Annotated in this window: 13 protein-coding genes, 1 tRNA gene and 2 pseudogenes; 12 read left to right on the plus strand and 4 right to left on the minus strand. The window is 58.6% G+C overall.

Annotated features, from left to right (window positions below):
• Positions 1 to 25 precede the first annotated feature (25 nt).
• The 4 genes and pseudogenes from MKK84_RS17135 to MKK84_RS17150 all read left to right on the plus strand — a co-directional run.
• A pseudogene (locus tag MKK84_RS17135) lies at positions 26 to 133 on the plus strand (glucokinase); the annotation flags it as partial.
• A 211-nt stretch (positions 134 to 344) separates the two neighbouring features.
• Complete coding sequence (locus MKK84_RS17140; RefSeq protein WP_243921764.1) at positions 345 to 542, plus strand: polyhydroxyalkanoate synthesis regulator DNA-binding domain-containing protein; 198 nt, start codon at positions 345 to 347, stop codon at positions 540 to 542.
• Between the two features lie 34 nt (positions 543 to 576).
• Positions 577 to 1,911: an efflux RND transporter periplasmic adaptor subunit gene (locus tag MKK84_RS17145; protein ID WP_243921766.1), complete on the plus strand. Its 1,335-nt coding sequence runs from the start codon at positions 577 to 579 to the stop codon at positions 1,909 to 1,911.
• An 8-nt stretch (positions 1,912 to 1,919) separates the two neighbouring features.
• A complete protein-coding gene (locus tag MKK84_RS17150) occupies positions 1,920 to 5,108 on the plus strand; it encodes an efflux RND transporter permease subunit (protein WP_243921768.1) in 3,189 nt (1,062 codons plus the stop codon).
• Positions 5,109 to 5,285: 177 nt separating this feature from the next.
• Here the strand turns inward: MKK84_RS17150 and MKK84_RS17155 are convergent, their stop codons facing one another.
• Positions 5,286 to 5,996, minus strand: coding sequence for a L,D-transpeptidase (locus MKK84_RS17155; RefSeq protein WP_243921771.1), 711 nt, complete (start codon positions 5,994 to 5,996; stop codon positions 5,286 to 5,288).
• A 302-nt stretch (positions 5,997 to 6,298) separates the two neighbouring features.
• Here MKK84_RS17155 and MKK84_RS17160 point away from each other — a divergent pair.
• A tRNA-Arg gene (locus MKK84_RS17160) sits at positions 6,299 to 6,375 on the plus strand.
• 441 nt (positions 6,376 to 6,816) lie between these two features.
• Here MKK84_RS17160 and MKK84_RS17165 read toward each other — a convergent pair.
• Positions 6,817 to 7,317 (minus strand): histidine phosphatase family protein, encoded by a 501-nt coding sequence (locus MKK84_RS17165; protein ID WP_243921773.1) that lies wholly within the window; start codon positions 7,315 to 7,317, stop codon positions 6,817 to 6,819.
• Between the two features lie 110 nt (positions 7,318 to 7,427).
• Here MKK84_RS17165 and MKK84_RS17170 point away from each other — a divergent pair, with 110 nt between their 5' ends.
• Positions 7,428 to 8,846 carry an SEFIR domain-containing protein gene (locus tag MKK84_RS17170; protein ID WP_243921774.1) on the plus strand — a complete coding sequence of 473 codons (1,419 nt, stop codon included), beginning with the start codon at positions 7,428 to 7,430 and terminating at the stop codon, positions 8,844 to 8,846.
• A gap of 887 nt (positions 8,847 to 9,733) precedes the next feature.
• The gene (locus MKK84_RS17175) at positions 9,734 to 10,030 is read left to right on the plus strand and encodes an acyl-CoA thioesterase (protein ID WP_243921776.1); all 297 of its coding nucleotides are present in this window, start codon (positions 9,734 to 9,736) and stop codon (positions 10,028 to 10,030) included.
• A 287-nt stretch (positions 10,031 to 10,317) separates the two neighbouring features.
• Here the strand turns inward: MKK84_RS17175 and MKK84_RS17180 are convergent, their stop codons facing one another.
• On the minus strand, positions 10,318 to 11,232 hold the full coding sequence (locus MKK84_RS17180; protein WP_243921778.1) for a class I SAM-dependent methyltransferase: 915 nt from the start codon (positions 11,230 to 11,232) through the stop codon (positions 10,318 to 10,320).
• 281 nt (positions 11,233 to 11,513) lie between these two features.
• Between MKK84_RS17180 and MKK84_RS17185 the strand changes: the two are divergent.
• The 5 genes and pseudogenes from MKK84_RS17185 to MKK84_RS17205 all read left to right on the plus strand — a co-directional run.
• Positions 11,514 to 12,356: pseudogene (locus MKK84_RS17185) on the plus strand (IS630 family transposase); the annotation flags it as partial.
• 194 nt (positions 12,357 to 12,550) lie between these two features.
• The gene (locus MKK84_RS17190) at positions 12,551 to 13,231 is read left to right on the plus strand and encodes an OmpW/AlkL family protein (RefSeq protein ID WP_243921780.1); all 681 of its coding nucleotides are present in this window, start codon (positions 12,551 to 12,553) and stop codon (positions 13,229 to 13,231) included.
• A gap of 628 nt (positions 13,232 to 13,859) precedes the next feature.
• The gene (locus tag MKK84_RS17195; RefSeq protein ID WP_243921782.1) at positions 13,860 to 15,914 is read left to right on the plus strand and encodes a putative bifunctional diguanylate cyclase/phosphodiesterase; all 2,055 of its coding nucleotides are present in this window, start codon (positions 13,860 to 13,862) and stop codon (positions 15,912 to 15,914) included.
• A 1,656-nt stretch (positions 15,915 to 17,570) separates the two neighbouring features.
• Entirely contained in the window at positions 17,571 to 18,674 is a 1,104-nt protein-coding gene (locus MKK84_RS17200; RefSeq protein WP_243921783.1) for an efflux RND transporter periplasmic adaptor subunit, read from the plus strand.
• Between the two features lie 29 nt (positions 18,675 to 18,703).
• Positions 18,704 to 21,835, plus strand: a complete 3,132-nt coding sequence (locus MKK84_RS17205) for an efflux RND transporter permease subunit (RefSeq protein WP_243921785.1) — start codon at positions 18,704 to 18,706, stop codon at positions 21,833 to 21,835.
• A 1,406-nt stretch (positions 21,836 to 23,241) separates the two neighbouring features.
• On the opposite strand, the gene MKK84_RS17210 is transcribed toward MKK84_RS17205, so the two are convergent.
• The gene (locus MKK84_RS17210; protein ID WP_243921787.1) at positions 23,242 to 24,543 is read right to left on the minus strand and encodes a hypothetical protein; all 1,302 of its coding nucleotides are present in this window, start codon (positions 24,541 to 24,543) and stop codon (positions 23,242 to 23,244) included.
• Between the last annotated feature and the right edge of the window lie 1,357 nt (positions 24,544 to 25,900).

The following is a 25,900-nucleotide window of genomic DNA, read 5'->3' on the forward strand; positions in this document are numbered from 1 at the left end:
GTTCAGCGAGCAGAGGCCCCTTGCAATGTTCGAGTTTCCGGTCCTGGTCGGCGACATCTGCGGCACGAATGACCGGTTCCGCCTGGTCGAGGCGCAGGGGCAACAGCCCCGGCGACTGTCGCACGAGGCGACCGCGGACCAGCGTGAGGGTCGAGAACGTTTAGGAAAAGGCTCGTTCTTCACGCGCGGTGATGGCGCGCTCGGTTCTGACGCTTCTCATCCCTCACCCGTAACCACTCCCGGACGGGAGAGGGGGACTGTCGCGCTCTCCCGCCGGCTTCAGCGGCTAACCTCGAAGCCTGACCGTCATCGCCCGGTCCGATGCCATCCCACGGGCACCACGCATGCCTAGGAAGAAGCGTCCCCGGCGCCTGATCAACCGTTACGCCCAGTCCCGTCTCTACGACGTGGAGACGCGGAGCTACGTCTCCATGGACCGGCTGAAGGAACTGCGCAGTGAAGGCTACGAGGTGGTGGTCCGCGAGGTCGAGACCGGACGTTTCGTGAGCGAGGAGGTGCTGCGCCCTGGCTTCGACGCATGAGGTCGCCGATCCCCGGCCAGCGGCGCGTGCGCCCATGACGCTGAACGGCGAGGCGCATGCCCGCGCCATGGAAGCTGAGTCCGTCGAGCCGGAGGGCTTGGACGACGAGGTGGCCTCGAAGCCCGGCCCAGTGGTGCCGCCCCGCCGCAGTGGCGTCCGCGTGCTCCTCCTGCTGGTCGGGACCGGCCTCGCCGCTGCCGGCTGGATCGAGCGCGCACCCATCCTGTCCGCGCTCGGCCTGGCGCCGGCCACGTCGGCGGCCGAGACGGACAAACCCGACGCGGCGCCGGCGAACCCCGATCGCGTCACCCTCGACGCGGAGGGGCAGACGCGGATCGGCCTGGCCTTCGGGACGGCCGAGACCCGCCGGGTCGTTCTGCCGGTGCGCGTGCCCGGCACCGTCGCGTTCGATGAGCGGCGTGTGACGCATCTCAAGCCGCGCACACAAGGACGGGTGCTGAGCCTCGCGGTCCAGCCCGGCGACCGGGTCGAGGCGGGCGCGACCCTCGCGACCCTCGACGCCGCCGGGCTGCTCGATGCGCGCAACGGCTACCTCGCCGCGCAGGCCTCCCTCGTCGAGGCGCAGGCGTCCGAGGCGGTGGCGGCGCTGCAGCTCAAGCGCGGTCAGGAACAGCTCAAGTTCGGCGGCGTCGCCCAGGCTGAGGTGGAGCGGCGGCAGGTCGATCTCGCCAAGGCGCAGGCGGCGGTGAAATCGGGCCAGGCCAATGCCGAGATGTACCGGGCGCAGTACCAACGCCTCGCCCCCGCCGAAGGGGCGGCCCCCGGCACGAGCGCGGTCGTGACCCCGATCGGCGGGGTCGTGACCAGCGTCGGCGTGACCCTGGGCGAGGTCGTCGACACCACCCGCGACGCCTTCACGGTGGCCGATCCGACCCGCATCCTCGTGCTGGCCAACCTCTACGGACCGGATACCGCACGGGTGAAGGCGGGCGACGGCGCCTCCGTGGAGAGCCCGGTCCCGGGCCACGATCCGTTCGAGGGCCGTGTCCGCTCGGTGAACGCCGCCCTGGATCCCGCCACCAACACGGCGCCCGCGCGTATCGAACTCGCCAACCCGGGCGACCTGTTGCGCGCCAACATGTTCGTCGCGGTCACCATCGCGGCGGATCTCGGCCGCGACGGCGTCACCGTCCCGGCGGCCGCGATCCAGCAGACCGAGCAGGGGCCAATCGCCTTCGTGCGCGTAGCCGAGGACCAGTTCGAGCGGCGCGCCCTGACACTCGGAATCCAGCGCTCCGACTGGGTCGAGGTGCAGAGCGGCGTCGCGGCCGGCGACATCGTGGCGACGAAAGGCAGCTTCGGGCTCAAGGCGATCCTGCTGCGCAGCCTGCTCGGCTCGACGGATTGAGGCCTCCCATGCGGACGTGGTTCGCCCTCCTGATCCGTCGCCGGTTCCTCATCCTCATGATCGCGCTCGCCGCAGCTGCGGGCGGGATCGCCAACCTCGACGGCTTGTCGATCGACGCGGTGCCTGACATCTCGCCCAAGCAGGTGATGATCCTGACCCTGTCGCCGGGCCTCGGGCCGCTGGAGGTGGAGCGGCTCGTCACCTTCCCGGTCGAGAACGCCATGGCGGGGGCGCCGGGCCTGACCGGGATCCGTTCGACCTCGCGGGCCGGCGTCTCGGCGGTCTACGTCACCTTCGCGGAAAGCGTGCCGATCACGGAGGCGCGCAATCAGGTGTTCCAGCGCCTGCCGGCGGCCAAGGGCATGATGCCGGCGGGCGTCGGCGACCCGCAGGTGGGCCCGATGGCGACGGGGCTCGGCGAGATCTACCAGTTCGAGCTGCGCGGGCCCGCCTACACCCCGATGCAGCTCCGCCGCACCCTGCAATGGACGATCGCGCCGAAGCTGAAGCTGACGCCCGGCATCGTCGACGTGAACATCTACGGCGGCCAGATGCCGACCTACGAGGTCCGGGTCTCGGCCGACGCATTGCGCCGCTACGGCATCACCCTGGCCCAGGTCTTCACGGCGCTCGCCGACAACAACGCCGCCCGGGGTGGCGCCTATATCGAGCACAACGACCAGCAGGAGACGATCCGCGGCCTCGGTCTCGCAAAAAGCCCGGAGGACATCGCCAACATCGTGGTCGCCACGGGACCCGGCGGCGTGCCGGTGACGCTCGCGACGCTGGGCCCGGTGGTCGAGGCTCCAAAAGTCCGGCTCGGGGCCGTGACCCACGACGCGCAGGGCGAGACGGTGGTCGGCATCGCGCTGATGCAGATCGGCGAGAATGCCAGCGCGGTGGTCGGGCAGGTGAAGAAGACGATCGACGACCTGCGACCGCAACTGCCGCCGGGCATGGAGATCGTTCCCTATTACGATCGCAGCGCGCTGGTGGACCGCACGATCCACACCGTGGCGCACAACCTCCTCGAAGGCGCGGTGCTCGTCATCGTCGTCCTGCTGCTGCTGCTGGGCAACCTCCGCGCCGGGCTGATCGTGGCGGCCGCGATCCCGCTTGCGATGCTGATGGCGTTCGCCGGGATGCGGCTGCTCGGCCTGTCGGGCAACCTGATGAGCCTCGGCGCCATCGATTTCGGCCTGATCGTCGATGGCGCCGTGGTGATGGTCGAGAACGTGCTGCGCGCCCGCGGCGAGCATCCGGACCGGCCGCCCGAGGACCTGATCCGGGACGCTGCCGCCGAGGTGGCCAAGCCCGTGATGTTCGCGGTGGCGATCATCATCCTGGTCTACGTGCCGATTCTCGCGCTGGAAGGTGTGGCCGGCAAGATGTTCGTGCCGATGGCGCTGACCGTCATCCTGGCCCTGTCGGGCTCCCTCGTTGTCACCATGACGCTGATGCCGGCGCTCGCTGCGATCTTCCTCGCCGGCCGCGGCGTCGGCGAGCGCGAGACCCGCCTCGTCCATGGGATGCGGGCCGCCTACACGCCGCTGCTGAAGGCGGCCGAGCGGCACGCCGGGCTCACCGTGCTGGCGACGCTTGCCCTGTTCGCCGGCTCCTGCGTGCTGGCGACGCGCCTCGGCGGCGAGTTCCTGCCGAAGCTGTCGGAGGGCTCCATCGTCATCACCTCCGAGAAGCTGCCGGGCATCGATCTCTCCGCCTCGCTCGCCACAGTGACCCGCATCGAGCGGGTGCTGAAGTCGTTTCCGGAGGTGAAGCGTGTCGTCTCGCTCACCGGCAGCGCCGAGATCCCCACCGACCCGATGGGCGTCGAATCGACCGACAGCTTCATCACCCTCACCGACCCCGCCACGTGGACAACCGCCGGCACGCAGGAGGGCCTCGTGGCGGCCTTCGACAAGCGCCTTAAGGAGGAGGTGCCGGGCGTAGCCTACAGCTTCTCCCAGCCGATCCAGATGCGCATGGACGACCTGCTGGAGGGCGTGCGCGGCGACGTCGCGATCAGCCTCTATGGCGACGACCTGAAGGTCTTGAAGGACACAGCCGACGCCATCGTGCGCACCGTCTCCGGGATCGACGGGGCGGCGGACGTGAAGGCCGAGGCGCAGGCCGGCATGCCGGCGCTGTCGATCCAGGTCGACCGCGCCAAGGCAGCCCGCTACGGTATCAACGTGTCGGACGTGCTCGACATGGTCGAGAGCATCGGCGGCCGGACCAGCGGCGTCGTGTACGGCGACGACAATTCGATCACCGAGATCGTGGTCCGGCTCGATCCGGCCGACCGCAGCGACATCGAGCGGATCCGCGCCCTACCGGTCGGCCGGTCCGGCGGGGATCCCGTTCGGCAGGCGGGAAGCCGGATGATGGTGCCGCTGTCGATGGTCGCCAGCGTGGATGTGGCCTCCGGCCCGGCGCAGATCAGCCGGGAGCGCCTGCAGCGGCGGATCTCCGTACAGGCGAATGTCCGCGGCCGCGACGTGCAGAGCTTCGTGGACGCCGCCAAGGCCGCGGTCGCCCGGCAGGTGACCCTGCCGCCGCGCTACGCGCTGGTCTGGAGCGGCCAGTTCCAGAACCTGCAGGAGGCGACCGCCCGGCTCACCGTCGTGGTGCCCGCGGCGCTCGGGGCGATCCTGCTCCTGCTGGTGGTGATGTTCGGCGACATCCGCCTCGCCGGGCTGATCTTCCTCAACGTGCCGGTCGCTGCGACCGGCGGCATCCTGGCGCTGACGCTCCGTGACATGCCGTTCTCCATCTCGGCGGCGATCGGCTTCATCGCCACCTTCGGCATCGCGATCCTGAACGGTGTCGTGCTGACGAGCTACATCCGCGACTTGGAGGCGACCGGCCTCGACCCCCGGGAGGCGGCCACCCGGGCGGCCGAGATGCGACTGCGCCCGGTGATGATGACGGCCCTGGTGGCGGCTTTGGGCTTCCTGCCGATGGCTCTGTCCACCAGTGCAGGTGCCGAGGTGCAGCGCCCGCTCGCCACCGTGGTGATCGGCGGGCTGATCTCGGCGACCCTGCTCACCCTCGTGGTTCTGCCGGCCGTCTATCCATGGGTGGCGGGCCTGCGCCTGCGTCGGGTGAGGGCTGACCGCAGTGCGGAGGCGGGCCGGTCTCGCCCAGGCGCGGCGGCGTCGGCTCCGCCACCTGCGGGGCGCCGAACAGCCCGCTGAGGTACCCGTAATAGACCGGCTGCTTCCAGTGCATCTCTTCGCGGCGGGACCGGCTCCGGACCTGATCGTGCTCGACGATACAAAGTTGCATTGGCACGCCAACGCATCCGCCGCTTATATCCCTGTCCGCTCGCAGGTTTTCATCGCAAAGCCGGCTGTCACTTCCGCGAAACCTGCTTACGCCGGCAGGACGACCACCTTCGTCTTGACCGGCGTGCGCGCGTAGAGGTGGATCATGTCCTGGCTGAGCAGGCCGACGCAGCCGCTCGTGATGCCAGTGCCGATCGATTCGGCATCGCTGCTCGCGTAGATCGTGTAGAGCGTATAGGCGCCGTTCTGGTAGAGGTGGAGCGTTCGGGCGCCGAGCGGGTTCTCGAGGCCGCCCGGCATGCCGCGGGCGTATTTCGCCGCTTCGGGCTGGCGCCGGATCATCTCCGCGGGCGGCGTCCAGGTCGCCCATTCGGACTTCCGTCCGACATAGGCGTCGCCGTTCCACAGAAACCCCTGGCGGCCGACATTGGCGCCGTACCGGGTTGCGGTGCCGTCGCCCTCGACGCGATAGACGTAGTAATTGGCGGGATCGACGATGATCGTGCCGGCCGCTTCCTTCGTGTCGTAGCTGACGGTCCGGCGATAGTATTTCGGATCGACCTTGCTGATGTCGGCAGCCGGGATCGGGAACTTCTCATTCGGCATCGGCCCGTAGGTCTTCGTCGCCTCGGCGAGGAACAGGGTGTCGGTTGTCCCGCACCCGCCGAGCGCCAGGGCGCCGACCCCGAGGGACGACCCGGCCAGGAAGGCCCGGCGGCTGAGCAGGGCCGCCTGTGACCCGGGTCGCGCGGACGCATCCATTGCGCCGGCACCGGTCTTCCGAGCGTCGATCGTCATGTCTCTGGACGTCCCATGTCCCGCCGCGCAATCGTCGAACTGAATGGTGCTGCGCCGCGGCGCAGCGGGTAAGCTCGGCTGTCTACAGTCGAAAGCAGGGGGAATGCGTCGGGAGTGTGGCCAATATCGGTTGTCGTCCAGAGTTGATCGGCCAATGCAATGAAATGGTGCGCTGACCACGGGTCTTCGTGCCGCGCGCACCCGGTCGATCAATCCCTGCGGATGGCATGGCCGCCTCGTGGGTGCGTTCGGGGCCTGATGACAGGCGACGGGGTGGCTGCTACGAACCCGGCCCGGCACCAGACCCCGTAGCTCAGCTGGATAGAGCAGCCGCCTTCTAAGCGGCAGGTCGTAGGTTCGAGCCCTACCGGGGTCGCCAGAAATTAGCCCGCCTCGTCAGTGACTTGGCGGGCTTTTTGTTGCTGCGACCGCATCATTCGAGTCCGCAACACGTCGCAACACGGAGCCTTATTTTACAACGGGTTACGATACGAGCCGAGGCGCTTGCGGGTACTCCATGCAACATGGACGCAACACGGAGGCGGCCAAAATCACATTTATTTAAGCCGCACGAAGAAGCTGGATCGAGCTGGCTGCCGGCCGAAGACTCCGTGATTTTGGCCAGCTAATTGGTTGAGGGTCCGGGCCGCTGTTGAGTGCCGCGCCGTGATGAAACCCAGATCGGAAGGTTCCTGGTGGCAGCAGGACGCCGACGTTCCTCTTCATGAAGCGGAAACCCAAGCGACGCGTAGGATGAGTATCAAACTAGGAAGCAGGGTCAGGCCGAAGCTGGGACGTATTGGTATCAGACGGCTTGCCTTTAACCCTCAACCTGTGAGAACGGGGCATCGCTATCACCGCTCATGAGGCGCGGAGAGAGTTGGCGGAAGGACCAGGGTGCGTCGGGAACGGCCCTATCGAACCGAAGCACCACGTCGAATCGGTCGCCATCCCATTTGGTCGGAACTCCGGGGATGATCTGGTCACCCTTCAAGGCCGGGATCAGATCCGTAACGATGGCCTTGTGCTCCCAGAAGACGATGATGACCCCGGTGAGCTTCCGGATCTCCTCCACCAGTTCCTGTTCCTGTGAGACCCCATAATCCGCTCTGAGCGTGAGTTGGAGGCGCTCGGCCAAGGGTGTCGCGGTTTCGAATGGTCGGTGGCTGAACTTGGCCTTCTTCGTCACGGGCTCAGGCCTGGCCGCGTAGATGACGTTCGGCCTTGGGTAATCGGCGCTGCATAGGTCCGATCCAAAAAGTGCCGCCCAAGCACCGGCTCTCTGCCACCCACGGATCACGAGGGACTTATCGTCGGTCATGCCATCAACCGTTGTGCCATTGCCTGGGAGCTACCGCCCGGCTGACCCCATATTGCATCGCGCCAACGGTTGGGTAATGTTCACTTTTCGTTTCCCTGCGGAGCCAGTGCATGCCGCCCAAGGCTTTCATCTCCTACAGTTGGACCACGCCCGATCACGAGGCCTGGGTGTTGCACTTTGCGGAGGAACTGCGAAGCCAAGCCGTCGACGTCATCCTCGACAAATGGGATCTGCGCGAGGGCCACGATGCCAATGCTTTCATGGAGCAAATGGTGTCACGCGATGACATCAGCAAAGTCATCATGGTGTGCGATAAAAAGTACGCAGAAAAGAGCGATAATAGAACAGGCGGCGCTGGCACAGAAGCACAGATTATTTCGGCCAGCCTCTATACTAAGACGAATCAAGATAAGTTCGTCGCCGTCGTGCGTGAGCGCGATGAGGAAGGTAATGCCTACCTGCCGACTTACTACAAGGGTCGCATCTACATCGATCTGCTCAACGAAGCCCAGTATGCCGAGGAGTTCGACCGGTTGCTGCGTTGGATCTACGACCAGCCTCTTTATGTGAAGCCCGACCTGGGAAAGGCTCCCGCGTTCCTCTCTAATGAGAGCACGATCAAACTTGCCACTGCGGTGCCTTTCCGGCGCGTGATGGATGCCATGAAGGCTGGCAGGGACCAGAGCGAGGCTCTCGCTGGCGAGTATCTCGGCACGGTCATCATGGAGATGGAACAGTTCCGCCTTCAAGGCGGCGGTGAGAATTTCGACGACACAGTGGTCGAGAGCATCGAGCAGTTTTTGCCCTACCGCAACGAACTAATCGAGTTCTTCCTCATCGTAGCAGCATTCCGTCCCACGGATGAGATGGCATCGGTGATCCATCGGTTCTTTGAGCGGCTTATTGCATTCAATTATCCCACGCCAAGCCAGGGCTACACGAGTTGGACCTTCGATAATTTCAAATTCATCTGCAATGAGTTGTTCCTGTACTTCTTGGCGGCGATGATCTCGCGCGAGCGTTTCGGAATGGCCGCGCACATGATCCAAACCGATTACTACGTGGGCAATATCGTCAACAACGACCACCGACCCATGAGCACGTTCCGCGAATTTATGGACCACCTGCAGTCTCTGGAAGCCCGCAACCGGCGCTTGAACCTTCGTAAGATCTCCTTACAAGCCACCATGATTGAGGAGCGCAGCAAGGGAGTGGGTGTGGACTTCCGGCACATCATGGCTGCCGATCTCGTGCTGTATCTGGCTAGCGAGAAAAGGGGAATGAGGTGGTACCCGTTCACCCTGCTCTACGCATCGTTCCGCTCCGTGTCTTTCGAACTGTTCGCCCGTGCCATTTCGCTGGTCTATTTCGACAAGATCAAGGGCATGATGGGCACTCGGGACATTAATGAGTTCCGTGCGCTAATTCAGAAAATCACGGAGAATTCAGACAGAATTCCACGCTTCGATCATCACTCGTTGAGCCCCGCACACTTGGTGCACGCGGACACCATCGGCACAAAGCCTTAGAACATACTTGATAAATTGTTATTCATCTATAACGATAGCCGGATTGTTCGTCCGGCCATTTGTGGCGTTTGTAACTGATGAAGTGCCCCCACTGTGCTGCCAGCACAAGCATGGCATTCCCGTTGCTGTCAAAGCGATCCACGGAGGTTCGGATCGTCTTTAAAAGGTACAAGGTCATCGCCACGGACGTTGATCCGCGTCGAAGTGTTGCATGGCTACCATCTCCGCCAGCTCAGAAGTGCAAGCCCTTCGGTGGCGGCGTCGCCCATAGGCAGATGTCTCGATCTAGATAAGCGGGTTTGTCCCTGCGAACCTTATAGCCGCGACGGATGGCGGCTTTGTGCTGAAAGCCGCGCCACGTAGGTCTATTGTGGGGGATCCGACGGCGGTTCATACAATGCGTCGACAAGCGTTTTCCGCAGCGGTCCTGATGTGGATCACTAGTGCTCCGCTAGCCTTGGCGGCGGGCAATCCGGTCTCTGTGCCAGCCAAGTATGACGGACGATGGACCATCGAGGCGACCACCGTGAGCGGAGGTTGCCCTGCCAACCTAAGCCTTGAGATGAATGTCGCGAGCGGTTAAGCGACCGTGTCCTCCAGCATCCTGTATTCCGTGAGAGGCGGAATTTCACAGGCAGGGGCTGTGCACGGGACCATATCCACGGCCGCAACGACGGCGCTTGTGATTGGAAGGGTCGAGGGGGATCAGGTCGGTCGTGGCACATGGCGGACCCAAGACAGTAGCTTGCTGACCTGCAGCGGAAGCTGGACCGCACACCGGGCGTGAGGCTTGGCGAGCCAAGACCCTGCTGACCAGTTCGCCCATGAGGGCTCACCGCCTGCTGAGGCGGCCTCCTGGACGGCACAGTAGGACGAGTAGGGCAGGAATGGCCGACGAGATCCCGAACGTCCCTGGTGGTCCGCATTTACGAACCGTGGCCATGCCCCGGGACACCAACGCCTCTGGCGCCATCTTCGGGGGTTGGACCGTCTCTCAGATGGATCTGGCTGGCGGGACCTTCGTCGCTCAACACACTCAGGGGTGCTTCGTGACCGTCAGCATCGAGGCCATGCGTTTCCTTCGGCCCATCTCGGTTGGGGACGAGGTGAGCGTCTACTGCACCCTTCAGGAGGAAGGCGGCACCTCCATAGCGGTCAAGATCGAGACCTGGGTTCGGGACTGAGCCGGCACCAATATGGAGAAGGTGACCGAGGGCGTGTTGACCTACGTGGCTTTAGGCGACGACGGAGAGCCCCGCGCTCTCTCCTCGAATAGGCGAGTAAAGGCCCCGACGTAGGTTTCCGCCGATCGAATTGAACTCTGGAGCATACTCTGGCCTCCGAGACGAAGGCGAGGCGCTTACTAAGCCTTTCCTTCACCCCATCCGTAGTGATATGGCCGCGAACGACACCAGAACCTTCATATGCAGTAGATGACGTCTCGCGAGAAACCGCAGGCGCCCCGTGCTTGTCATTGTTCGTTGCGGTCTGCGAAGAGCTCCAGATAAACAACGTTACGCGGCTGATCCCGAAATATTCTGTGAGATGCTTTTGGACAAGCGGCGTCAGCAAGGGACCTTAGGTCTTCCTCGTTCCGGTAAATAAGGCACCAATCCATGAAACCAGCCATAAAGCCGCGGCCGTGACTGTCGCGTGTAAAGTTCGCGATTGAGAGAACTCCGCCAGGCTGCAAGCGGCTGAACATCGCCTTAATTAAAGCAACTGCAGTGCTGTCTTGCAGATAGTCGAATAGACCTGCGGAATATACTAAATCATATCTTTTAGTAACGGCACGCTCTCTGATCAATGATGCGAAGCTCTTGGTTTCTCCCGATATGATATATTCTTTGTATGTCGTTTTAGCTTCAGCGATGGAATCCGCGTCTTGGTCAAGCGCGGTAAACCTGACGTTGGTATCTGTGGTAATGTCTCTTAGGCCATCGAGCTCCCGCATGTGGCCTGAGGCGACTGACAGGACTTCTGCCTGCTCCCTGGAGAGCATGGTGCTGTTTATCAGATTGGCGAGGTAGTCACGGCGCCATAAAATACTTTTAGCATTTGGCAAGGTCGTCGTGGCTTGATGTATCACGCCAGCTAGTCCGTTCAAAGAAGAACTGCTTGGCCTATATATGTAGTCAAGCATGACCGCATCGCCCGCATATCCGCGAGGCTTTTCGAATGCACGCCGGGCATATGGGTCCATTAGTAGAATTTGAGAGAGCGGATGAGAACGGCAGAAGCTTTGAAATTCCTCTACGTCACCATCTGTCACCGCTTGATCGAAAGACGTACTGAGTTCCGTCGCCAACCACTCTATGACACCTAATTCGGGCTCTGATGAAAGTCTCTCATGAGCCTCGGTTAAGACAGCCTTGAGGCGATCCACATCCAACTCCGGAAAGTTAATATGCGTTAACTCCGAAGCATGGTTACCATACGGTTTTTGTTAACTACAATGATAAAGATACAACACGTTCAAGCAATTTCGTAGGCGTGGCTTGAGTGAGCTCACCGATCCGATCCCGGCATGCCTGTTTAGTAGGCGACGACGCAAAATTACGAGCAAATCGGTTCGTTCGACCCTCGGATCGGTCGCGATGATCAAAGCCCATGGCCGCCGCCTGACTGGACTCGAGAGGGCGGGGGGAACAGGCGTCTGCTACTTACAAGCCGCGAGGGTATGGTGCGGGACCGCTGGTCAGTGCGCCTCTAAATGTCACGGTACTGACGTTGGACGAGCCGCCGGGCGAGACGACCCAGCGGACCGGGCGGGCCATGGCGAAGGCGGCAGGCGTGAGCCTCTTTTATGTCCAGCGCGTCTGGCACTCGCACGGGCTGCAGCCGCACTGCATCCGGACCTTTAAGCTCTCCAACGATCCGGCCTTCGCCGCCAAGGTCCGCGACATCGTCGGGCTTTACGTCGACCCGCCTGCCCATGCCGTCGTGCTGTCGATCGACGAGAAAAGCCAGATCCAGGCTCTCGACCGAACGCAACTGGGACTGCCGCTGAAAAAAGGCCGGGTCGGCACCATGACGCACGACTACAAGCGCCACGGCACGACGACCCTGTTCGCCGCCCTCGACGTGCTGGATGGCGAGGTCGTCGGCCGTTGCATGCAACGCCATCGCCATCAGGAGTTCATTCGCTTCCTCAACACCGTCGCGAAAACCGTCCCGGCCAGCAAGGCCATGCACGTGATCCTCGATAACTACGCGGCCCACAAGCACCCCAAGGTCATCGCTTGGCTGGCTCGCCACCTGCGCGTCACCTTCCACTTCACCCCAACCAGTGCGTCCTGGCTGAACGCCGTCGAGGGCTTCTTCGCTGCCCTCACCAAGCGCCGGCTCCGGCGTGGCACTTTCCTCGGCGTCGTCGATCTCCAGGCAGCCATCAACCGCTACCTCGCCGAACATAACCTCGACCCGACCCCCTTCCGCTGGAAAGCCGACCCAGACACCATCATCGCGGCCGCAGCACGTGGGCATCAAACGTTGGATTCAATCCACTAGATTGCATTGTTGGTGCATGTTCCGAGCCGTCCTCGACCACTTGCGTGTGCAAGTGTCCCCTTCCAACCACAGGAACTTGCCTGTGCGTTTACCCGGGTTGCCCGTTCAAACTTCCGTCAACGATGCTGTTCTTAACTACCTGGCGAGAATCAAAGGGGTACAAACCAGAGGAATCTGATCGGGCGAAGTTCCACATGTCGACCCAACTTTTGGCTACGGTTGTCTCGTCCTTCTTAGCGACCACGGCCGCCATGGCCGCCGACTTCGCTGCCGCCGACGCCGCGCAGATACCAACGCTCGCGCCGCCATCATTCTACCTGCACGTCGGCTTGGCTGGGATATTCAACGACGTCAGTGCGCGGATCAGCATCGCCAATGCTCGTGTTCCAGGAGCCGCGGTGACAATTAATGATCGTGCGACATTCGCCGCTGAGGCGGGATACTTTTTGACCTCAAATATCGCCGCATCATTGAGCGGCGGCGTTCCGCCCCTCTCAAAAATCGAAGCATCTGGCTCTTTAAGTGGCTCTGGTACCATTGGAAAGTCGAGAGGTGGTCCCTTTTCCGCAACAATTCACTACCACTTCGATGGCCTCGGACCCCTCCAGCCTTATATCGGTGTCGGCGTCGCAGTGCTCCTGATTTTCGCGGACGAAGATAGGCTCATTCGACGCTACCGGACGGATGACGCCATTGGACCCGTTCTCCAAGCCGGCTTTGATTTCATGTTCGATGCGCACTGGGGAGCGTTCTTTGACGTCAAAAAAGGTTTTGTAACTACGACAACCAAAGGATATCTGTCTGGCTTACCGGTTCGTTCCAGTGTTAGCCTTGATCCCGTTGTTCTTCACTCAGGGCTGACCTATCGTTTCTAAAGAGCTTCACTGCCTGTATCTATCCAGCAATTTGTGCCCGTTTCGGCCGCCTAGTGCTCCGACGCCAACAAAGCGTACACAAAGCGACACGATTTTGAAGTACTGGCAGCGGGTTGACGGCTGAAAACGTGATGTGATCGTCAGCGTCTGTGCATTAGGTGCATGCTATGTCCGCTGATTGTTAGACGCTGACTGACCAGGACGTCGTCAGTTCCGACGATGCCAGCATCTCAAAATTCGGGTGGCCACTCTGGCTGACAACAATCGAGGAATGAGGCGTACGCCCGTCTTCGAGATAATTATTAGCCGTTTGTAAGATACGCTGACCGATGGTGCAAAGGCTCTGAAACGCCCTGGGTCACCTAATGATGGTTGAAGCTAAAAGGCGATTTGCCTAACGCAATCTCGGTTGTTAATTACATGATGTATCGCGCGGTGCTCGGCCGGTCTCGGTTCGCTTCGCCAGAACATACGCTGACGCCTCAAAAAGGAAGCAATCGGTAAGCTTGAACATACATGGTGGCAGACCGCTGATGGATCTAGTTCCGAAACTGGCGCTCGCTAAGGATCTGTGAAGGGCTACCGTCCACTGTGATCGGGATTTGTTTTTCACGCAGACGGTCTGCTTTTGGATCATCTGGCGCTTCGAGGCAGTGAGCCTGCCGGCAAAGCTTGGAACGAAACAGCAATGGTGTCGCCTCTTCCGGATTTTCTCGACGAAGAGCTACGCAGGCCGTGGTACGTCCGAAGCTGTCGTGCGGTAAAGGAACTCTATGCTGCTGAACGGGAGCAATGGCGTCGGCAGAGCGCCCGGATTTCCGCTCATATTGCTGGGGCAGTCTATATTTTATTCGCGTTCACCGACTACATTCTCATCAACGATGTATTCGTTCCGGATCTATTCGCTCGACTGACCATAGGAGCTATCTTCATCATAGGCACTGAACTCCTATTTAAGGTTGGCGTACGTTCTTTGTCTATCGAGCTGCACTGCGCCGCGGCGACTGTTTTTGCTTATTTAGCATGGCTGGTAATTTCCGACTTGAGCTCGTACAAAACGAACATGACGTATTACGCAACTTACGGCGTAGTATTCATGATCGGACAGAATGTCTTTTTCAATTTCCGGTTCTGGATCGCGATAGTTTCTTCTACAACGATTTTATTGCTGTCGCAAGCGGACATATTTATAAATCGACATATTAGCCTCGAATATGTCGTAGCGGTCGGCGCTTTATACTTCTCGACTTACATTCTCACCCTTTACGTCAATTGGAGCTTAAATTCAGAGCGTTTCTTGGTCTTTCTCAACGCGGCTCGTGCGGAAATCCGGCAAAAGGAAGCAATGGAGCGTGGCGCGGCTTTGCTTCGCCTGTCCACGACCGATGCGCTGACGGGGTTGGCCAATCGGCGCGCGATTGACGAAGAACTCGGCGCCTATTGGCGGGATTGGCAAACCCAACGTATCAGTTTCGCGGTCGTTTTGGTTGATGTCGACTATTTCAAGATCTACAACGATCGTTACGGGCATCAGGAAGGCGATCGTTGTTTAGAAGCCGTCGCAAATGCAATGGCAACTGCTGGTGCTGAGAACGGCTACATGGTGGGTCGCTTCGGCGGAGAAGAGTTCATTCTCGTCGCTCCGTCTCCAAATCGAGAGTATGTTCAACACATCGCCGAGACGATCCGGCGGGCAGTGGAAAATTTAGCTATCCCGCACGAACAGAGGCCCGACAGCACCTCGATGGTCACTGTGAGTGTGGGTGCTGCGTTCAGTCAAGACGTTCCAGGTACGCGAGTGGAGCGTTTGATCACCGAAGCCGACCGAGCCCTGTACGACGCGAAGAGGACTGGTAGAAATTGCGTACGATTGTTTGATCAAGAAAGTACGACGCGGGCGGAAACTGAAGAAAACTTAGCCGATCTGCTCCGTACGGCGGAGGATCGAAAACTCGTATCGCTGGTCTACCAGCCACTCGTAAACGCGATTTCTGGAGAGATCGTGGGTGCGGAGGCGTTGATGCGACTGACGACTCCCTCTGGCAAACCCATCTCTCCAGCGGTTTTCATTCCGTTAGCCGAGCGGATGGGCATTGTCGTGAAGCTCGGACTCTGGGCGATCAGGACTGCTTGTCAACAGCTTCTCGCAACTGACGCAGTGCCGCTAGTGAGCGTCAACGTTTCACCGGTCCAACTTAAGCAGACAACTTTTTCGGCAATGGTAGCCAAGATTATGAGCGATGCTGGCGTTTCCCCGCATAGACTTGTGATCGAGATTACCGAAAGTCTTCAAATAGAGGGTCAACCTGAGATTTTGAGCAGCATTCGCGAATTAAGGAATCTTGGTGTCAAGATTTGGCTTGACGATTTTGGAACTGGATTCGCCGGATTGTCTTGTGTTCGTGAGATTGAATTCGACGCGGTTAAGGTGGATCACTCGTTTTTGCATTCAACAAATACTTTGAAGGGAGCGGAAATGTTTAAGAGTATTATCGATTTGGTCCGCAGTACAGGATGTGCGATCGTCGTTGAAGGCGTTGAGACGGAGGATCAGCGTCGCCTTTGTGTCGAGCACGAGGTTGATTATCTCCAGGGATATTATCTCGGCAGGCCTGCTCCAGCAGAGTCTTACGAACATCCCCACGCCGAGCCAACAGACCTACGGCGGGCGAGGTTCGGCTGAGGTATTCTATGTCCGCGCCTTTGAACTTTATTATAGATGAGCATCTTTGCCGCAGTGCGCGATAGGAATATTAGCAATGATATTGTTACCTTAGCATTGCGTCAATACTCATTCGTTGCCCTACAATTTATCGATGCACAGCTGGAAGCCATACAACTGTCTGCAGTCAGTCGGCAGACGAAGGTTTGAGTGGTCTATTGTCGGCGAGCTCGCTTCGGTTAGGAATATTATCGGTTAGCAGATTCGCGCTTAGATCAACCGGTCTCTATTTGGGATACCAAAGACTTGATTCTCCTTCAATCTCGTTGGAACAGTGACGGGTCGGGCTGCAACTACACGGCTCTGTGAATAGAATATTTACCTTCGTTCTTCATAGTAAGGATCGGATACAGCGGAGCGAGGAAGGTGGACGCAGAAACTTCATACTTGCGAGTTGCGAGTTTGCTAGGAGTTCCCGCTGAAAAATTGGCACTGCTAGTTTCGACCGAGCAGATGCAGTCGGAAAGATTTTTGGAAATCGCCGACCTTCTCGAAAATTTCGAGCGGATAAAGGATCGGCAGGCGCGACGCCGCTGTCTCAGCTATGTAAAAAATACTGCAGACAGACTGGGCGGTCAATAAATCACGGTAATGATTACGCGTTTATTATAAATAGTTCGGACAAAATTCTGTTTGGAACGGTTCGATAGCTCCATTGGGTTTGAAGCAGTTGCGTCATTCTGGGCGTCCCGTCGATGCCAAGCCCGGTCGTCTACTGAGACCGATTGATCGCAACGAGACTTGCTCACGAGCGGTCGCTATCGCGGCATTTCAGCGCGGCTTTATTTGCAGCAAATCATAGCCTTGTGGGGACTGCGGCAACGCCTTGATTGAGGTTTATTGAGCTCGGCTGCTCTTAGGGGGGGGTGATGGTTTGATATTTGGTATGACTGTTTACTCCGCTCAGTGGCGGCACTCTTGGTAAATTCTCTACAACACAACCCAAGCAACTAGTTTTCGAGGCGTGCATGATTGGTGGCTTTCTACTGCTTGGGCTTGGACTGAAAGGGTTCTACCTTTCAATCTACCGGTCGAGTTCGGACACAATCGGTGCCTTAATGCAACGGCGTCCGTAGGCGAGCCGGCGGATCGCTCGGAATGTCGCTTGGAATCAGGATGACGCTCAATGAGTGCAGAGGCGTGGATTACCCTGCATCCCCGGAGACCCAGAAGTCGTTCAGCATCGATTCCGAAGGCATTGAAACGACCGAAGGACAGGCCTTACTCAGTGGCAAGAGACAAATGTTTGAAGAGCGGAAGTAATTTACCCAAAGACAGCCTTGTTCAACCGCTTTCATTACCGTATTATCGCTTGCGCGAACGCAGGTCAGCAGTCATTACCGGATGTGGTGAAGCAATCGTGCGCATTCACTTTCGGATATCTCGAATGAACAGAATCTTCGAGCACGGTTGAAGCCTCGGCTGCGGCAAAATCCAGGGGAAGTTCCACGACCAGATGACGGAAGGCAAGCTGTCGGCGAATCGACGCATCTTCGCCTTTTTGATAAACGATCGTAAAGAAGCCTATAAGCTAAATAGAGACCGGGGATGAAGGCAGAGGTTTGCGACGCCTAGCCCAACGCTGTCTGTCGCCGGTTATTCTGCGGAGAACCGATCTTGTTGAAGCCTCGAATAGATCGTTTGTTGTTGCCGCTGTCGGTGGCGCTTGGACTTTCGCTCGTTGGCTTTCAGGCGGAATCAAGCGGAGTTCGCTCTGATCCCCCACAGGTGGGACGGCCAGTTCTTGTTCAACGGGTCACTTCTGAGCTGCGCGTTCCGGAACGCAGCTTTGTCGGCACGATCCGCCCTCGTATCGAGAGCAACTTCGGGTTTCGTGTCCAAGGCAAGGTTGCTAAGCGGCTCATCAACGTCGGCGACATCGTCGAGGCCGGAACAGCCCTAGCTACCTTAGATGAGACGGACCTTGGCCTTCAGATCGAACAAGCGGACGCCGAGCTTAGTGCTTCCAAGGTTGCCTTGGTTCAGGCCGAGGCGGACCTGAAGCGGACCATTACGCTTTCCGTCCAGGGTTGGACACCTGCTTCCATCGTCGACCGGCAACGGGCTACTACAGAAGAGGTGCGGAGCCGTACGATTCGGTTGGAGCGAGCCTTGTCGCTTGCACGAAACGCAGCGTCCTATGCGGTTCTGCGAGCCGATGGTGCTGGTGTGGTCACCGAAACCCTCATCGAGCCCGGACAGGTGATCTCACCGGGACAGGCGGCAATTCGCGTTGCATACACAGCTGAGCGTGAGGCGGTGGTCGCCATCCCTGAGGCGCTAGTATCGCTTGCCCGCACTGGCAAGGCCAGCGTGGGGCTGTGGTCGAATGCGGGTGTGACCTATGAGGCTCGCCTACGTGAGCTGGCGCCGGCCGCGGATGCCATGACTCGGACCTACCTCGCACGTTTCTCGCTGCCAGGAGCAGACGATACGGTGAAGCTTGGCATGACCGCTACTATAACCCTCGGCCAATCTGAGGGCGAACGTGTGATGCGGGTTCCTCTCTCTGCGCTTATCAACCAGGGGAGTGGGCCAGCCGTTTGGATCGTGGAGGACGGGGGTCGTCTCTCCCTCAAGCCGGTGCGCCTCGCTGGCTACGATGCCCAGGACGCTTTGATCACATCCGGCCTTGCAGAGGGCTCGCAGGTGGTGCGATTGGGCGCACAGAAGCTCGATGCAAGCCAGCGTGTTCGCATCGTCGACTCTCTCCAGTTCTGACTGCGGCCCTAGGGGAAGAGACCGGCCCGATGCGGCGCTTCAACCTCTCTGATTGGGCCGTGCGCCACCGCCCGGTGGTGCTGTTCCTGATTCTCGCCATCGCGGCTGCGGGAACCCTCGGATTTCTGAGGCTGGGCCGCGCTGAGGATCCGAACTTCACCATCAAGGTTGCTGTCGTCACAGCAATTTGGCCGGGTGCTACAGCCAAGGAAATGCAGGACCAGGTCGCCGATCGGATCGAGAAACGGCTACAGACGCTGCCCTGGTTTGAGAAGGTCGTGACCTACTCGAAGCCGAACTTCACGGCGATGCAGGTCACCTTTCGGGACAACACGCCGTCGGCGCAGGTCCCGACTCTGTTCTATCAGATCCGGAAGAAGCTCGACGACGTTCGCGGAGAGTTGCCGGCCGGAGTTATCGGACCCTCGGTCGATGACGAATACGGGGATGTGGATTCACTGCTATACATGCTCACCGGCGAGGGTGCGAATTACGCTCAGCTTAAGCTTGTCGCAGATGGACTACGACAGCGCCTGTTGAAGGTCGAGGGCGTGGTCAAGGTTAACCTCTATGGGGTCCAGGACCAACGCATCTTCGTCGAGTTCAGCCATGCCAAGCTGGCTACCCTAGGCATTGCTCCGCAGGTGCTGTTCGACGCTCTGAGTCGTCAGAACGCCATAACGCCTGCTGGTATTGTAGAGACGTCGGCCCAGCGCATTCCCTTGCGGGTCACTGGTGCGCTAGACGGTGTTCAGGCCGTCGCTGAAACGCCCGTAGAAGCCAACGGGCGCATCGTTCGACTCGGTGACCTCGCTACCATCACCCGTAGCACTGTCGATCCTCCGGACAACCTCGTTCGTCAAGAGGGTCACCCAGCCCTGGGCATCGGTGTCGTGATGGCCAAGGGCTCCAACATCCAGGCTTTCGGCTCAGGGGTCGAGGCGGCCAAGGATGGCTTCATGGAAGCTGTGCCGCAAGGCTTTGTGCTCAGCCGTATCGCGAACCAGCCTCAGGTCGTGGATGAGGCGATGTTCGAGTTCGAGCGATCGTTCGTCGAAGCTCTTGTCATCGTACTCGGGGTCACCTTCCTCTCGCTGGGTTGGCGGACCGGCATCGTCGTGGCGCTCTCGGTGCCATTGGTCCTGGCTCTGACCTTCATCGTCATGCAGGCGCTCGGGATTGAGCTTCACCGGATCACGCTTGGCGCTCTCATCATCGCCCTCGGTCTTCTCGTGGATGACGCCATCATCGCCGTCGAGACGATGGTGGTGAAGATCGAGCAGGGTTGGGACCGGATGCGGGCCGCCGCCTTCGCCTGGGACTCAACATCCCTCCCGATGCTCACCGGGACGCTGGTAACGGTTGCTGGGTTCCTGCCCGTGGGCTTCGCTAACTCGGCGGTAGGCGAGTATGCCGGCGGCATCTTTTGGGTGGTTGCGATCGCCCTCATCGCCTCCTGGTTCGTAGCGGTAATCATCACGCCTTATCTCGGCGTGCTCCTATTGCCGCGAAACCTAGTCAAGCACGATGACGACGCTCATGGCGATGCGGTCTACGATACCCGCCTCTACCGCGGGTTGAGGCGGGTCGTAGGTTGGTGTGTCCGCTTTCGAGGAACGACGGCGCTCGCCACCTTAGGAGTGTTCGTGGCTTCCATCGTCGGCTTCGGTCACGTGCAGCAGCAATTTTTCCCTCTCTCGGAACGACCGGAGCTGTTCCTTCAGATCCGCATGCCGCAGGGAAGTGCCATCGGTGCGACGCTGAAGGCTGTGGAAGAGGCGGAAGGGCTGATTGGCCGCGACGATCCCGATATCGACACCTACACCGCCTATGTGGGCCGTGGGAGCCCACGCTTCTGGCTGGGACTCAATCCGGAATTGCCGAACGAGGCTTTCGCAGAGATCGTCATCGTCGCCAAGGACACGGAAGCTCGTGAGCGGGTGAAAGCTCGCATCGAAAAACTTGTTGCGCAAGGCGCCTTGAGCGCAGCGCGTGTTCGCGTCGACCGCTTCAACTTCGGTCCGCCTGTCGGCTTTCCCGTACAGTTCCGCGTGGTTGGACCGGATCCAGCTAAGGTCCGGGAGATCGCCTACCGAGTCCGAGACGTCGTCCGCAGCAACGACAAGGTCGTCGAGCCGCAACTCGACTGGAACGAACTTTCGCCAACGATCCGCCTGGTGGTCAATCAGGAGAGGGCTCGGGCTCTCGGTCTCAACGTCCAGGACATCAGCCAATCCCTGCAAACCCTCATCTCTGGAGTCACTGTCACCACGATGCGTGAGGGCATCGAGCAGGTGGGCATCGTAGCTCGTGCAACGCAGTCTGAGCGTCTGTCTCTGGGGCGCCTATCCGATCTGACGGTGGTGTCTCGCAACGGTGTAGCCGTTCCCGTGGCTCAGGTGGCCCGCTTGGAATACGTGGACGAGGAACCAATCCTCTGGCGGCGCAACCGCGATATGGCGATCACGGTGCGCACCGACGTCGTCGATGGCGTCCAGCCGCCTGACATAACCAACGCGATCTGGCCTTTGCTGAAGCCGATCCGAGACAGCTTGGGACCGGCTTATCGTCTCGAGATCGGCGGTGCTGTCGAGGAAGCCGACAAGGGCAACGCTTCGCTGTTCGCCCTCTTCCCCGTCATGGTGCTGGCGATGCTCAGCCTTCTAATGATCCAGCTTCAGAGCTTCGCCCGATTGTTCCTCGTGTTCCTGACTGCACCGCTTGGCCTGATCGGCGCTTCGTTCTCACTGAACCTGTCCGGCAAGCCATTTGGCTTCGTAGCCCTGCTCGGGCTTATCGCGCTCGCCGGTATGATCATGCGCAACGCCGTGATCCTCGTCGATCAGATCGAGACTGACCGGAAGTCGGGACGGCATACCTTGCGCGAAGCGATCGTGGAGGCGACCGTGCGGCGGGCTCGGCCCGTAGTGCTGACTGCTCTTGCCGCGGTCTTGGCGATGATCCCGCTGTCGCGGAGCGCATTCTGGGGACCGATGGCGATCACCATCATGGGTGGGTTGTTCGTAGCGACGTTCCTAACGCTGCTGTTCTTTCCGGCTCTCTACGCCCTCTGGTATCGGCGCCATCTCGACGAGTGTTCGAGAACGCTCAGCGATGCTGAGCCCACCAGTAGGCCGTCTTTGTCCCTGGCCGCGGAATGATCCTGCTGATTGCCAGGAAGAACAGCACCATCCGTCCATATGTCGGCGGTAGCCAGTTCACATCGCAGAGTGGCAACGCAGCCCGGCGAGCCCTGATCGAGCTTTCAAGCTCGCTAAGCACGAAAAAAGGCGACACACTCAGAAAAGTGCATCGCCGCTGACAGCTAGATCGCGTTCTTATATTGGCTCATTTGTCGTCTGAGCTTCCCTCGCGCAAGGAATTTCTTTGCCTTTCCCGCCGTAACATATTTTCTGAAATCTTTAGCTTCCCTCATATAACGAAGGGTCTCGTTACGTAGCTCCCTGTCCTTTGCAGTTCTACCTGGAAGTGCCACAAATAGATCCGCATAAGTGGTGCACACGATCCCGGCGGATCCGATAGTTTGTCTTCTACTCTGACCGCAGCTAGCACACATGAAGGTAGGCTGGGCATAATTCGTTTGGACTTCATAGCAGGTGACAACGTTTCCGCAAATACAACTCACCGAGTACGGCACATTATCGTATTTCTGAGCTAATCCATCACAGTAGAAATTTTTTCTGCGACTTGTTGAGTCAATTCGATTATTGAGATAGAAGTCGCTGTCCCTCATGATAAGCTGAGAACCGGTCTTGCCACGTTGGTGTGCGATGGTCCATTTGCCACGAAATTTCTTCCATTTAAGGTAGCGAGCTGACTTTTGAAAATAACTAAGAGACAAAGTAAATGACTTTCCTAAATATGCCGATCGAGAGTCCCCACTCGTTCGGGCATTGCTTTTCGGCATGGAATTCTCGGGGATATAAGGGAAGGCTTTCATCTATTCGGATCGTCGACGACGAGTGTTCTTCGAATTCTATATGTTCATAGCTTTCTACGAATCATCGTTCATGTCATTAAGACAGCTAGAAGTACATAATAACCCCGATCAGAGATCAGATAGCGTAACACTTCTTCGCGATACATATGTAGATGGACAGGACTAGAGCAGAGGGAGCAACCCTCCGTCTAATCAATCAGAGACGGAAGAGGAGAGCGTCTTATCCAAGGGAGGCTAGAGCCTCGGAACTATGACAAGAAGAAAGCAATGGTTAGCCTCTGGTAGGTCTAGAGAGGCCAGAGCCCATCAGGGGACACAGTCCATACCCACATAGGCCTCTCCCCCTATGTAATACAATGTAGATTAATTAATAGATCTTAAAAAAACAAACATTCCCTTACAGCAATAAAGTACCAGATTGCTCTAAATAAAAAAAGGACATCGACCGCCTACAAATAAATGTCTCTACAGGGACATAGAGAAATCAGCAGAGTGTCAACATTATCAGAGGGCCACCTGATAGAGCTGCTCAGGCACAGCGTCCAAGGCCATCCCAGGGGGAGGGGGCCGAAACCCCCATCCCCTATGTAATACACTGTTGATAGATTACTTTACAATCGGTCTGACGGGAACCGTCTCGGACCACTTTTCCGTCATCAGGTCCTTCACGATATCAATATGCTGTGATTGACAGATCAGTTCATCGTGAACTGGTAGGGTAACGATCCCTCGTTGCCGAGCCGCCCTGGCAACATCTGCCAGGATCCGAGCTTCTATAGCCATGAATCGAAGTCCTGATCCAGAGTAGAAAGCTTCGCTGATGCGATGATGTTTATCAAGGATTGCTTCAAGGACTTTTACCGCATCCTTATGGTTCGTATTACCTTTCTGTGGCCCTAGACTCCCGTTCTCCATCCAAGCGACCTGGTCTGAAACAGCCCTTCGTGCCTGATTGTTGTTCTTACAATTGATCGCTATGTTGGTAGCGATCTTTACCAGTGATCGACCGGTTGGATCTTCGTAGCCCGGAATGGCATAACCGTCTTCCACCCCAGGATCGAGACCAGCTTCGGCATACGCCAGCCGTAGATGGGAGCACGAATAGTCCCCGGATGCCGTGTAGCTATTGTCGATCCTGACGTTCTTCCGCATGCTTTTAGGCAGCGATTGCCAGAATGGACCGAAAGCGCGGCCACCCAGTTTGAATGAGTTGTCATTGAACACGCGGTGCATAGCGACTGAGTCGGGTCGAATGAAGAAGTGGCCTCCATTCTCTCTTTGCGAGCAGATCTTGACTACACCCGTGTTCGTCCATTTCACATGTGGATCATCGACCCAGATGTGAAACTGGGAGATGTGATCATTCCACTCTCGGAGGTCGTTGCGTAGTTCGATTGTAAAATCAGTATCTACATATCCAATGAGAGTGTGTTTCTCATCTTTTAAGCGGATCAACTCGCGTGGATGTTTGATGATAGCGGGCTCGAGTCCCGCCATTTGGATGAGGGTCGGAGTGGCGGTGAATCTCGATTGTTTGCCGTAGCCGTCTTGCGCCCAGCTCTTGCCCGCATCGATGCATATCAAGCCCAGTGAAGCAGCATACTCAGTGGCACCTTTTACTTTGAGTCTCCGGAAGTCCGGGCCGCCATATCGATCGACGCCGATGTATTTGTTCGAGTTCAGGCTGTATGAAATCCAAGAATTTTCTGGATTTCTAAGCAGAGCTTCGCCGAGCACACACCTTAATGCGTGCTCGGAAATATTGGTCGGAAGCTGGCCTATACGAAGGTCAAAATGGAGATCGCCAAGGTATGAGTTTTCAAACAGCAGCGGTCGGTCTCGTTGCTCTTCATTATCCGAATAATACTTTCTGATTTTACGTGACTTATCTCTGTATTTTGCTGGCATATCTATGACGTTTTTACTTATCGCGAGAGATCGACGAACATCGGGTCTCGTTTTTGGCCTGATGGTCGCTTTATACAATGAATACCTTCGCTATGAGCGTTTCACGGCGCTTCGAAAGACGATTGCCTAAATCTGATACTCATTTTGAGGAAGGCTCACAGTCACAGATTTCGTTGTAATTGAAATTGCGATGTGGGCGCCTGTGTTTATCGGTTGCCATCATACTAGTAGATTGGAATAGTCATGTTCGGGCGGCACTTCGCATGAGGAAACACCCATTAGAACTGCCAATTGTATGACGCACGAGGCTGTCGGGGCTTGTGACGATGTTCCGCGAACATCGGCCTGTCAGACCTCCGCTTTGGCTTGTAGCCCCGTTCAGAGGAATTGCGCTGAAACTTCGATGCCATGCGACTCACCGCCAAGCTAAGGCGGACTGGTTCGGGCTGAATGACAGACCGCCCAGATACAACGCGGCCTGGTTGAGACATCATTAGGCAGGCCTTACTCAACCTGTCCTGATCATACTCAAGCTTGGGTCGGCAGTGAGCCCCCACCGGTGCCAGTTCGCAACCGGCCGTTCAGTCATTAACGTCCCGCTCTTGGGGATCTGAACCGCTCGACCTTACGAGTGGCGGCACAGCCGCTGGCAATGCTCACCCGCAGCTTGATCTGCATCGCGGTATCAACTCGGCCTCGAACCAACGAGGTCACTCGGTTGGCCGCTCAATCCCTGATCGTTTTCTATTGCCTCGAAAAAGGAATGCTTTTCTTAAGCCGTTTCGCCGATTCCACCGCTAAGTTGCGCGAAATCAAGCTGAGGTCGACCGTGGGCCGAGAAGTGACGCCTAAAATGTAGGAAAGCAGGAAACATAGGTGCGTTACGGTTCTTGAAGATGTTTTGCGAACATCTACCCGCCGGACCGCCATTGGCTTATGGCCCTGCTCAGACTGATTGCCCTTGGAACGCCGGTCCCGTGCCACCGACTGTCAAGCTTATGCTGGCTGGTTCGGGCTGAATGGCAGACCAACAGATACAAGACGGTCTCGTTGAGACGTCATCCGGCGGGCGGTTCTCAACATGTCCTAATCGCACTTAAGCTTGGGTCAGCGGTGCGCCGTCACCGCGGCCTGTTCGCTACCAGCCGTTCGGTCGTTTTCGCTCCGCTCTTGCTGATCTAAACCCTTCGGCCCTTGAGATTGGTATCACAGTCGCTGGCACAGCCTCCTTGCTACGGTCCGCGTCGCAGGATCAATTCGAACTCGATCAGGGGAAGCCACTTGGTTGGCTGCCCAGCCGTGGTTCCTTATTTTCGTCATGAGAAGGAACGGCTTTCCCTATGGCATTTCGCCTATT

This window comes from Methylobacterium sp. E-065 (genome assembly GCF_022829605.1).
Lineage (GTDB): Bacteria > Pseudomonadota > Alphaproteobacteria > Rhizobiales > Beijerinckiaceae > Methylobacterium.